The 10834-nt window shown below is 66.7% G+C and carries 13 protein-coding genes and 1 pseudogene; 7 read left to right on the top strand and 7 right to left on the bottom strand.

From position 1 onward, the window contains the following. Positions 1–204 (top strand): annotated as a pseudogene (locus tag WAN02_RS24205) (TetR family transcriptional regulator); the annotation flags it as partial. 4 nt (positions 205–208) lie between these two features. Here WAN02_RS24205 and WAN02_RS24200 read toward each other — a convergent pair. Next, positions 209–1282 carry a LacI family DNA-binding transcriptional regulator gene (locus WAN02_RS24200; RefSeq protein WP_422267154.1) on the bottom strand — a complete coding sequence of 358 codons (1074 nt, stop codon included), beginning with the start codon at positions 1280–1282 and terminating at the stop codon, positions 209–211. 216 nt (positions 1283–1498) lie between these two features. Between WAN02_RS24200 and WAN02_RS24195 the strand changes: the two genes are divergently transcribed. The 5 genes from WAN02_RS24195 to WAN02_RS24175 all read left to right on the top strand — a co-directional run bounded on the left by WAN02_RS24195 (position 1499) and on the right by WAN02_RS24175 (position 5431). Then, a complete protein-coding gene (locus tag WAN02_RS24195; protein WP_422267152.1) occupies positions 1499–1954 on the top strand; it encodes a DMT family transporter in 456 nt (151 codons plus the stop codon). An 85-nt stretch (positions 1955–2039) separates the two neighbouring features. After that, positions 2040–2798 carry a LamB/YcsF family protein gene (locus WAN02_RS24190; protein WP_422267150.1) on the top strand — a complete coding sequence of 253 codons (759 nt, stop codon included), beginning with the start codon at positions 2040–2042 and terminating at the stop codon, positions 2796–2798. After that, positions 2798–3718, top strand: coding sequence for an MBL fold metallo-hydrolase (locus tag WAN02_RS24185; RefSeq protein WP_422267148.1), 921 nt, complete (start codon positions 2798–2800; stop codon positions 3716–3718). Before WAN02_RS24190 ends, WAN02_RS24185 begins: the two co-directional genes overlap by 1 nt. Before the next feature lie 2 nt (positions 3719–3720). Next, positions 3721–4962 carry an SLC13 family permease gene (locus WAN02_RS24180; RefSeq protein ID WP_422267156.1) on the top strand — a complete coding sequence of 414 codons (1242 nt, stop codon included), beginning with the start codon at positions 3721–3723 and terminating at the stop codon, positions 4960–4962. 97 nt (positions 4963–5059) lie between these two features. Beyond that, positions 5060–5431: a hypothetical protein gene (locus WAN02_RS24175; RefSeq protein WP_422267146.1), complete on the top strand. Its 372-nt coding sequence runs from the start codon at positions 5060–5062 to the stop codon at positions 5429–5431. Here WAN02_RS24175 and WAN02_RS24170 read toward each other — a convergent pair. The 6 genes from WAN02_RS24170 to carD form a co-directional block, all read right to left on the bottom strand. Further along, complete coding sequence (locus WAN02_RS24170) at positions 5408–5914, bottom strand: hypothetical protein (protein WP_422267144.1); 507 nt, start codon at positions 5912–5914, stop codon at positions 5408–5410. The genes WAN02_RS24175 and WAN02_RS24170 overlap by 24 nt on opposite strands. 7 nt (positions 5915–5921) lie before the next feature. Then, complete coding sequence (rlmB, locus tag WAN02_RS24165) at positions 5922–6851, bottom strand: 23S rRNA (guanosine(2251)-2'-O)-methyltransferase RlmB (RefSeq protein WP_422267142.1); 930 nt, start codon at positions 6849–6851, stop codon at positions 5922–5924. After that, positions 6841–8247: a cysteine--tRNA ligase gene (gene cysS, locus WAN02_RS24160; RefSeq protein ID WP_422267140.1), complete on the bottom strand. Its 1407-nt coding sequence runs from the start codon at positions 8245–8247 to the stop codon at positions 6841–6843. Before cysS ends, rlmB begins: the two co-directional genes overlap by 11 nt. Positions 8248–8400: 153 nt before the next feature. Further along, on the bottom strand, positions 8401–8886 hold the full coding sequence (ispF, locus tag WAN02_RS24155; RefSeq protein WP_422267138.1) for a 2-C-methyl-D-erythritol 2,4-cyclodiphosphate synthase: 486 nt from the start codon (positions 8884–8886) through the stop codon (positions 8401–8403). Next, on the bottom strand, positions 8883–9554 hold the full coding sequence (gene ispD / locus WAN02_RS24150; protein ID WP_422267136.1) for a 2-C-methyl-D-erythritol 4-phosphate cytidylyltransferase: 672 nt from the start codon (positions 9552–9554) through the stop codon (positions 8883–8885). The genes ispF and ispD overlap by 4 nt, the downstream gene beginning before the upstream one ends. Positions 9555–9579: 25 nt before the next feature. Then, complete coding sequence (carD, locus tag WAN02_RS24145; RefSeq protein WP_324440733.1) at positions 9580–10068, bottom strand: RNA polymerase-binding transcription factor CarD; 489 nt, start codon at positions 10066–10068, stop codon at positions 9580–9582. 314 nt (positions 10069–10382) lie between these two features. Here carD and WAN02_RS24140 point away from each other — a divergent pair. Further along, positions 10383–10834, top strand: a 452-nt coding sequence (locus tag WAN02_RS24140; protein WP_422267134.1) for a hypothetical protein, incomplete at its 3' end; no start/stop codon positions are given.

The following is a 10834-nucleotide window of genomic DNA, read 5'->3' as shown; positions in this document are numbered from 1 at the left end:
CTCATCGACTCGATGTTCGCCCGCGCCATGAGCGACGGCGAGCCGACCGAAGACCAGTACCACATCTCACGGGTGATCTCGGATGTGTGGCTCTCGAACCTGCTGGCGTGGCTCACCCGCCGGGCGTCGGCCACTGACGTCAGCAAGCGGCTGGATCTGGCAGTGCGACTGCTGATCGGCAACGGGGACACCGCCCAGGCCTGACCGCTCAGGCCGGCGGCCCGGCGGTACGACCGCGGATCAGCTGGGTGTCTAGCACCTCGATCGTCGGGTTGATATCGCCCTTGTGCAGGAGCTGACCCGCGCGGCGGCCCTTCTCCAGACTCGGCTGCGCGACCGTGGTCAGGCCACGGCTCATCGCCTCGGGTACACCGTCGAAGCCGGTCACGGTCATCTGACCGGGTGCGTACTTACCGCGTGCGCGCAGATAATCCATCGCCGCGATGGCCAGCACGTCGGCGGTGCACATCAACGCGGTGATCCGCGGATTGGCCCGCAGCGCGATCTCGGCCGCGACGCCACCGGAGGCCGCGGTGTGCTCGTGGCTTTCGACGACGGTCAGCGAATCCGGGTCGAGGCCCGCGGCGGTCATCGCCTCGCGGACGCCGCGGATGCGCTCGCTCTGCACGTGAAAGGTGGATGCCTGCAGACGTCTGGGGTCGGCCAACCCTTGGTGACGGTCCCGGAGCAGCCGCATGGTCAGCAGCCCGATCTCGCGATGGCCCAAACCGAGCACGTAATCGGCCATCTTGCGCATCGCAGCCCGGTCATCGATACCCACCTGCGATGCGCCGGGCACGTCTTTGGGTTGGTCGACGACCACCAGCGGCAGGCGACGTTGCAACACGACCTGCAGATAGGGATCGTCGCCGGCCGCCGAGTACACCACGAACCCGTCCACACCCGCGGCAAGCACGGACGCCGTTCCGTCGGCGACATTCCGGTTCGGGCCAACCGCCACCAGCAGCAACCCCTGACCGAACTCTTCGCACGATTCCGCAAGTCCTGCAACGAAATCCAGCGCAGCGGGATCGCTGAAGGAATAGGTGAGGGGTTCGGTGATCATCAGACCCACCGCACCTGCCCAGCGAGTACGCAGCGACCGCGCCACCGGGTCAGGCCCGGGATATCCCAATCGTTTGGCCGTGGCGAGCACGCGTTCACGCAACGCGTCCGAGAGTTGATCGGGCCGGTTGTACGCGTTCGAGATCGTGGTGCGCGAGACTTTGAGCTCAGCCGCAAGCGATGCCAGGGTCGCCCGGCGTCGCGGCAGGGGGCTCATTCTGTGAGGCTACCGGGCATTGCCCGCCGGATTGCATGAGTTGGTACCCGCTCTCAATTCTGATTAGCGGATTCCTCAGTCGTCCGTGACCGGGACCATATCGAGGACAGCCGGTCTGCTTTTCCGGACGGTGGGGCGGCGACGAGCGTTCCGTCGCCATTCGGCCGTGGTCCTGCAAAGCTGGCTACGGGGAAATCTTCGGGAAGGGAGTCCGACATGCAAACTGTCAACGCGTTCTGGGTGTTTCCATTTATCGCCGCCGCCGGTGCGTTACAAGCGATTGGCATACCGATGAACGCTGTGCTGCGCAGCTCACTGGTCAATCCGTGGTTGGCATCGCTGGTCTCGTTCGGTCTCATCGCAGCGGTATTCGTTGTCATAACAGCGGTTTTCCCTCGGCCACTGCCGACCACGGAAGGGATTTCGGCGATGCCGTGGTGGGCGCCGCTAGGTGGAATCGTCGGCGCGTTCGCTGTGGTTGCCGGGTTATTGTTCGTCGATCGCGTCGGCGCAGGACCTTTTGCGGCGTTCACGGTCAGCGCCAATTTGATCACCTCGGTCGTGATCGACCACTTTGGTTGGCTGCATCTGCCCCAACATGTGATAACGCCGGCGCGTGCTGCCGGTGCCGTACTGCTGGTCGCCGGAATCGTCCTGATCACACTGTTTTGAGCCGAGCCAGCCGGACTAGCTGCATCTGGTGAAGTCCTTCGGTGGCGGCGGTGACTGGCCGGCGTCAGCCGATAAGCTAACGACCGTGGCCCGCATCGACCTCAACGCCGACCTGGGTGAGGGCTTCGGCGTCTGGCGGCTTGGCGATGACGATGCGATGCTCGGCATCGTCACCAGCGCCAACGTCGCGTGTGGGTTCCACGCGGGGGACCCGGCCGGGTTGCTCTCGGTGTGCAGGCGTGCCGCCGAGCGCGGCAAGCGCATCGGCGCGCAGGTGAGTTATCGCGACCTGGCCGGCTTCGGCCGGCGCTTCATCGACGTCACAACTGAGGATCTGCTGGCCGACGTCATCTATCAGATCGGCGCCTTGCACGGGCTGGCGCAGGCGGCCGGGTCTGCGGTGTCCTACGTCAAACCCCATGGGGCGCTGTACAACACGATCATGGTCAACCGCGAACAGGCAGCCGCAGTCGCCGAGGCGGTGCGGACGGTCGACGCCGGACTGCCGGTGCTTGGCCTGGGCGACTCGGTCTTCTTCGACGAAGCCCGGCAGCGGGGGCTGCGTACCGTCCCCGAGGCGTTCGCCGATCGCGCCTACCGGTCGAACGGCCAGCTGGTGTCCCGGCGCGAACCCGGCGCGGTGCTCGGTGATCCGGCCGCTATCGCCGAGCGAGTGCTGGCCATGACGACGTCAGGAACCGTGACCGCCGTCGACGGATCGACGGTCGCGCTGCAGGTGGAATCGGTGTGCGTACACGGTGATTCGCCCGACGCGGTGCAGATCGCATCGGCCGTCGCGGACCGGCTGAAGGCCGGCGGCATCGAGTTGAGGGCGTTCTGCTGATGCGGCTACGAACCGGACGCCCGGATCTCGCGCGGCACTCGCACCGCTTCAGCGTGCCGGTCGCCGGCCCCGACACCCCCCTGACGGTGACGTGGCTGGGAGTAACGACGCTGCTGATCGACGACGGGACTTCAGCCGTGATGACCGACGGTTTCTTCTCCCGGCCCGGTCTGGGCCGGGTCGGGATGGGCAAGGTCTCGCCGTCGCCCGCCCGGGTCGACGGATGCCTGGCACGCGTCGGCATCACGAAATTGGCGGCGGTCGTCCCGGTGCATACGCATTTCGACCACGCGCTGGATTCCGCGCTGGTCGCTGAGCGCACTGGGGCGCAATTGGTCGGCGGTGAGTCTGCGGCCAATGTCGGCCGCGGCCATGGACTTACCGCAGACCGACTGGTGCTCGCGGATTCGGGCACGCCAATTAGGTTGGGCGCCTTTGACATAACGTTGGTGAAATCACGCCATAGCCCACCCGACCGGTTTCCCGGGGCGATCGACCGGCCGGTGGTGCCGCCGGTGCGGGCGGCGGCTTACCGATGCGGCGAAGCGTGGTCGGCGTTGGTACACCACCGGCCCTCGGAACGACGGCTGTTGATTCAGGGCAGCGCCGGGTTCGTGCAGGGTGCGCTGAACGGCCGGCAAGCCGACGTGGTCTACCTCGGCGTCGGCCAGCTCGGCGTGCAACCGGAGTCCTATCTCGCCGACTACTGGACGGAGACCGTGCGAGCCGTGAGTGCGCGCCGCGTAATCTTGGTGCACTGGGACGATTTCTTCCGCCCGTTGTCGAAGCCGTTGCGCGCCTTGCCCTATGCGGCCGACGACCTGGACGCGTCGGTGCGCGTCCTGAGCAGGCTGGCCGAGCAGGACGGCGTCGCGCTGGACATGCCAACGGTGTGGCAACGCGAAGATCCTTGGGCCTGAGTTTGACGCTCATTCTCGCGCTCCTGTCGCTGGCGGCTGTGCTCGCGTTCGCGGTTGCCCGTCCACGGGGTTGGCCGGAGGCGTTCGCCGCCGTGCCGGCCGTGGTGCTGCTGATCGCCGTCGGCGCGATCTCGGTGCACGATGCGATGACCGAAGCTGCCCGGCTGTCGCACGTCGTCGCATTCCTGGGCGCGGTGCTGGTGCTGGCCAAGATGTGTGACGACGAGGGCCTGTTCGAAGCTGCCGGGGCGGCGATGGCGCGGGGACACGTTGGTTCACGACGCTTGCTGCGGCAGGTGTTCGTCATCGCCGCCGTGATTACCGCGGCGTTGAGCCTCGACGCGACCGTGGTGCTGCTGACCCCGGTTGTGCTGACCACGGTTCGGCGACTGCGAGCACCGGTCCGTCCGCACGCCTACGCCACTGCGCACCTCGCCAATGCCGCATCGCTGTTGCTGCCAGTGTCGAATTTGACCAACCTGCTGGCCTTTCACGCCGCAAACGTGTCGTTCGTGAGGTTCACCGTGCTGATGACGCTGCCGTGGCTGGCCGCGGTGGGCACCGTCTACGTCGTGTTCCGGGTGTTCTTCCGCCGTGACCTCAGCGTGCAACCCGATCCCCAGCAGGACGAGCCCGCGCCGCCAACACCGGTATTCGCGTTGGTGGTCGTCGCGCTGACGCTGATCGGCTTCGTGGTCGCCGAGGCGGCGGGGGTGGCGCCGGCCTGGGCCGCGCTCGCCGGGGCCACGGTGATGGCGGTACGCAGCCTGGCCCGGCGGCACACCTCGGCAGCGGATGTCGTCCGTGCGACGAACGTACCGTTTCTGGTGTTCGTGCTCGCGTTAGGCGTTGTCGTGCAGGCGGTTATGCAAAACGGTGTATCCGCCCGGATGGGCGCGCTGTTGCCGTCTGGGTCAGGGCTGCTCGCGCTGTTGGGATTCGCGGCGCTTGCGGCGGTGCTGGCCAACGTCGTCAACAACCTGCCCGCAACGCTGGTGCTGGTGCCGCTGGTGGCGCCGATCGGGCCGGCCGCAGTGCTGGCCGTGTTGATCGGGGTGAACATCGGCCCGAATCTGACCTACGTCGGATCGCTGTCGAATTTATTGTGGCGCAGTGTGTTACGTCGATACGACGTATCCGCTAGCGTCGGCGAATACACCTGCCTCGGATTGTTCACCGTGCCCACCTCCCTGGTCGCCGCCGTGCTCGCGTTATGGGCCGCGGTGCGCGTGCTGGGCGTGTGAACCTCTTTCGCCGCACCGGTCCCTGGAGTCACTCTCGGAGGTGAGAGTGCCTTATCTGTTTTAGATGCGCATGTGATATCAGCAATGCGCGCTTACGTTGCGCCACCTCGATGACGCGCTGCGCGTCTTCGTCCGGGCAACCATCGACAACCGCCGTGACAATCCCCGACTGCATCAGGTGTTGTTCGAGGAAGCTCCGCGCGCCCCGGCGTTCCTGTCGCGGCTGCATGCCTTGGAAGAGACCACGGTGGACGCGACTGCCGAACTGCTGGAACAACACCCGGCGGTACATGCCACTGGCAGGCTCAGTGCCCGCCTGGTCGTGGCCACCATCGAATCTCTGGTGCACCGACTCATCGCGTCGCCCGACCCAGTCGATCCACATCAGCTCGAAGACGAGATCGTTCTCCTGCTCACCGGATACCTTGGGCAGCAGTCGGTTCCATCACCGATCCGCGAACCCGCGTAACGGGCTCGCGGCTTCTGCCACAACATAACCAAGTGCGCCGGTCAGCGCAGCGAATTTGACCAGGGCCGCGGCCCGCGCGAACCGCGCATAGCGATCGACGTTGTTGCGATCCAGTACCTTGAGCAGCGAGACCCCTTCGACTGCGTCGCCGGCCACGGCCACCATCGCGACGGCGGTCAGCGAGCGCGGATGCCCGCGGCGCCGACGAGCACGCTCGATCAGCAGCGCCGTGAGGGTGCCATAAGTCGTCATGTATCCGAAGTCGAGCCACGTCGAGATACGCGCTGCCCGCTCGCCGTCGCGCCCCCATTGAGCCATGATCTGTTCGGCGCGAAAACCGCTTCCGGCCAACTCAAATGGGATGATCCCCGGCCCACCGGTCGCTCGCATGCGACGTTCCAGGATGGACATGACCGCTGCGTAGCCGACGAAGGTGCCGGTGGCGGCGAGAATCTTACGGTCGCGCGGCAGATTGCTGGCCATCGCTCGGCTAACTTCGCCGCTGACGGGCGATTTCGGCCAGCACGACCCCGGCGGCCACCGAGGCATTCAACGATTCGGCAGGACCCGACATCGGAATCGACACCACCGCGTCGCAGCTCTGGCGGACCAACCGGGACAACCCCTTGCCTTCCGATCCGACCACCACCACGATCGGACCGCCGCCGTCCACGTCGTCGACGATCGTGTCGCCGTCGGCGTCGAGCCCGACCAGCTGCAGGCCTCGGTCAGCCCATTCCTTAAGTGTCCGATTGAGATTCGTGGCGCGCGCGACCGGAATGCGGGCCGCCGCACCGGCACTGGTTCGCCACGCGACTGCCGTCACAGACGCAGACCGCCGCTCCGGAATGAGCACGCCGTGGCCGCCGAACGCCGCGACCGAGCGGACGATCGCGCCCAGGTTTCGCGGGTCGGAGATGTTGTCCAGCGCGACCAGCAGGGCCGGCGGGGTGGCGATAGCCGTCTTGAGTAACTCGTCGGGATGCAGGTAGTTGTACGGCGGCACCTGCAGGGCGATGCCCTGGTGCAAACCGTTGGTGGTCATTCGATCCAGGTCAGTGCGTGGCACTTCGAGGATCGCGATACCGGAATCGGCTGCCAGAGTGACGGATTCGGTGAGTCGCTCGTCGGCCTGGGTGCCGAGCGCTACATACAGCGCGGTCGCCGGAACCCCGGCGCGCAGGCATTCCACCACCGGGTTGCGCCCCAGTACGGTTTCGAAACCGTCGTCTTTGCGTTTGGCGGGCCGGCGTGCCTGTGCCTTGGTCCGCTTGGCGGCCGGGTGGTTCGGCCGCATGTGCGCCGGCGGAGTAGCTCCGCGGCCCTCCAGCCCGCGGCGTCGCTGCCCGCCGGAGCCGACGGTTGGACCTTTCTTGGACGTCTTGCGTATCGCGCCGCGGCGCTGCGAGTTACCGGCCATCGGTTTCCAGTGACCACTGGGGGCCATCGCCGGTGTCGGTGACCTCGATATGGGCGTCCTTGAGCCGGTCCCGTATCTCATCGGCGAGCTTCCAGTCGCGCTGCACGCGAGCCTGTTCGCGGCGCTCCAACTCGGCGCGTACCAGCACGTCTACCGCGCCCAGCGCAGCCGACGTCTCGTCGCGCGACTCCCAGCGCTCGTCGAGCGGGTCACAGCCGAGAATGCCCATCATTGCCCGGATCTCGGCGGCGTGGGCTAGTGCGGCGTCGTGGTTGCCTGCATCCAGCGCGCGGTTGCCCTCCGCACGGGTGCGATGCACCTCGGCGAGCGCCGCCGGCACCGCGAGGTCGTCGTTGAGGGCGGCGGCGAACCGCGGCGTCCACCGACTGGGTTCGACCGCGCCGACCCGCGTGCGCACCCGATGGAGGAATTCCTCGATGCCCACGTAGGCGTTGACCGCGTCTTGCAGCGCCGTCTCGGAGAATTCCAGCATCGAGCGGTAGTGGGCGCTGCCAAGGTAGTACCGCAGCTCTGCGGCGCGGACGCGCTGGAGCATCGCCGGGATCGACAGGACGTTGCCCAGCGACTTGCTCATCTTTTCGCCGCCCATGGTGACCCAGCCGTTGTGCAGCCAGTACCGGGCGAACTTGTCGCCGACCGCGTGGCTCTGCGCAATCTCGTTCTCGTGATGCGGGAAAATCAAATCCATTCCCCCGCAATGGATATCGAATTCCGCACCGAGATATTCGTGCGCCATTGCCACACATTCGGTGTGCCAACCGGGCCGTCCCCGTCCCCAGGGTGTAGGCCACGACGGCTCGCCGGGTTTGGCACCCTTCCACAGCGTGAAGTCCCGCTGATCACGCTTACCCGTGGCGACCCCCTCGCCCTGATGCACGTCGTCGATCCGATGCCCGGACAGTTGGCCGTACTCGGGGTAGCTCAACACGTCGAAGTAGACGTCACCGCAACCGGCGTAGGCGTTGCCGGATTCGATCAGCCGCTCGATCAGCTCGACCATCTGGGTGATGTGACCGGTGGCCCGCGGCTCGGCCGACGGCGGCAGGACGCCTAGGGCGTCGTAGGCGGCCGAGAACGCCCGCTCGTAGGTCGCCGCCCATTCCCACCAGGGCCGGTCGGCAGCGGCGGCCTTGTTGAGGATCTTGTCGTCGATGTCGGTGACGTTGCGGATGAAGGCGACGTCGCAGCCCCGCGCGCTGAGCCAGCGGCGCAGGATGTCGAACGCGACCCCGCTGCGCACATGCCCGATGTGCGGCAGTCCCTGCACGGTGGCGCCGCACAAATAAATGGAGACGTGTCCGGGCCGCATCGGCACGAACTCACGCACGGCACCCGTCGCCGTGTCGTGTAGCCGCAGGTCGGCGCTATCGGTCACGACGTGCCAGCTTACCGGGCCGGATATGTAATCGATGACCACTGCACCGTCACCGAGTCGATTGCGCCGACAAAGCCTGCCGGACACGGCGCGAGCGTCCACCAGCAAGGGAAACGATCACCGCGATGCGAAAGATCAGCCGGCCCTGCCCGGCTAGCGCGCGGTGTCGTCGACCGCGACCAGCAAAGCCGTCGCGATTGCCGCCCGGCCCTCGCCACGCCCGGTCAGCCCGAGCCCGTCGGTGGTGGTCGCCGACACCGACACCGGCGCATCCAGCACTTCGGTGAGCGCCGTCTGCGCCTCTTCCCGACGCGGCCCGACCCGGGGACTGTTGCCGATCACCTGTACCGCCGCGTTGCCGACGCGGTAGCCGTGCTGTGCGATCAGATCCGCGACGTGGCGCAGCATCGTCGTACCGCTGACACCGGCCCACCGCGGGTCGTCGACACCGAACACGTCGCCGATATCGCCCAATCCGGCCGCCGACAGCAGCGCGTCGCACAGCGCATGCACGGCCACGTCGCCGTCGGAGTGTCCGGCACAGCCGTCGACGTCGGGAAACAGCAGGCCAAGCAACCAGCACGGCCTGCCAGGTTCGATGACGTGCACATCGGTGCCTAAACCGACTCGCGCGTTCACTGGTTCACGATCGCCTGGGCCAGCAGCAGGTCGAGCCGGGTGGTGATCTTGAACGCCAACGGATCGCCGTCGACCACTTGCACCTGCCCGCCAACGTGCTCGACCAGCGACGCATCGTCGGTGAAATCGGCCGTTCCGGCCTGCTGGTATGCGCGCAGCAAAAGTTCGGTGGCAAAACCCTGCGGGGTTTGCACGGCACGCAGACCGGCCCGCTCCGGCGTCCCCAGGACCGCGCCGTTGGCATCGACGGCCTTGATGGTGTCCGAGAGCGGCACGACGGGCACGACGGCCTGATGGCCGGCCCGCAACGCTTCGACGACCCGCACCACCAACTCGGGCGGTGTCAGCGCCCGGGCAGCGTCGTGGACCAGCACGAAGTCGGGATCTTCTATGTCGGCCACGGCCGCTAACGCCCGGCCGACCGAGTCGCCGCGGTTGGCTCCGCCGGCGACGACAGTCGCGTCCCGGCCCAGGATCAATTTCGCCCTGTCGGTGCGGTCGGCAGGTACCGCGACCACGACACGATCGACCACACCGGACTCCAGCAGGCCATTGACGGCGCGTTCGACCAGGGTGAGCCCGTCGAGTTGGTAAAAAGCTTTCGGCACACCGGCCGCCAACCGTTCGCCAGACCCGGCGGCCGGGACAACTGCGACCGTGCCGCTCAACCCCGGTCCTTGCGCGTCAGGCGATTCAGGAAGCGGCGGCCAGGACCTCGTCGAGGATGGTCTCCGCCTTGGCGTCGTCGGTGCTTTCGGCCAGCGCGAGCTCGCCCACCAGGATCTGACGGGCCTTGGCCAGCATGCGCTTCTCGCCGGCGGACAGGCCGCGTTCCTGATCGCGGCGCCACAGGTCGCGGACGACCTCAGCAACCTTGTTGACGTCGCCGGAGGCAAGCTTCTCCAGGTTGGCCTTGTAGCGGCGGGACCAGTTGGTCGGCTCTTCGGTGTGCGGCGCGCGAAGCACCTGGAACACCTTGTCAAGGCCCTCTTGGCCGACCACGTCGCGGACGCCGACGTACTCGGCGTTCTCAGCGGGTACTCGAACTGTCAGGTCGCCCTGCGCCACCTTCAAGACGAGATATTCCTTTTGTTCCCCTTTGATGGTTCGGGTTTCAATCGCCTCGATCAACGCAGCACCGTGGTGTGGATAGACAACGGTGTCTCCGACCGCAAAATTCATCAGTTTCGAGCCCCTTTCGTGCCTCCATCCTAACACGTCACGCCAACACGTGGGGAACAACGATGCAGGTCAGGGGCATCAGGCATGCGCAAAGGGGGTTGACATACGGAGAGTTTCGTGCAAGGTGCTGACATATCCACAACCCGTTCGGCGCCGCCCGGGGGGCCGCAGCCGCGAGCTGTTCGAGGCGTCAAAGATGCTGTTGCGCTGCTCGAATCCGACTCTGGTGCCCTGCGGTTTCGCGGCCCGGGTCGACCTACTACTGTGCATAGTCGAACCGCAGTGGCGTTCGAGGGCCGAGCAGGAGGCTTTGAGTGAACCGCTTCGACTACCGCGTCTCGAAATCCCGCTCGAGTCGTCGCTCGGCAAAGCTCGCCGCGCTGGCAGCCGGTGCCGTGATCGGCGCCGGCGCGATCGCCGGCTGCAGCGCCGGACAGGTTGCGCAGACCGCCATGCAGCAATCGGCCGTCGACGGCAGCCAGGCGGTGATCAACAACGTCGCGCTGCGCAATGTCCACATTCAGGCGCTGCAGACCGGCGACTTCCTGCACCCGGGCGCCACGGTGGACCTGGTCCTCGTCGCGGTAAACCAGTCGCCGGACCTCACTGACAAGCTGGTCGGCATCACCACCGACATCGGCAAAGTCACCGTGACGGGCGACCCCACCCTGCATGCCAGCGGCGTGCTGTTCGTCGGCTCCCAGAACGGCCAGAGCAAGAAATCCGACAGTGCTGTGGAGAACGCCGACTCGGTCAAGGCCACCGT

The organism is Mycobacterium sp., from assembly GCF_049281135.1.
Lineage (GTDB): Bacteria > Actinomycetota > Actinomycetes > Mycobacteriales > Mycobacteriaceae > Mycobacterium.
Note: the sequence above shows the minus strand (reverse complement) of the source record. Positions and strands in the feature narration are given on the sequence as shown.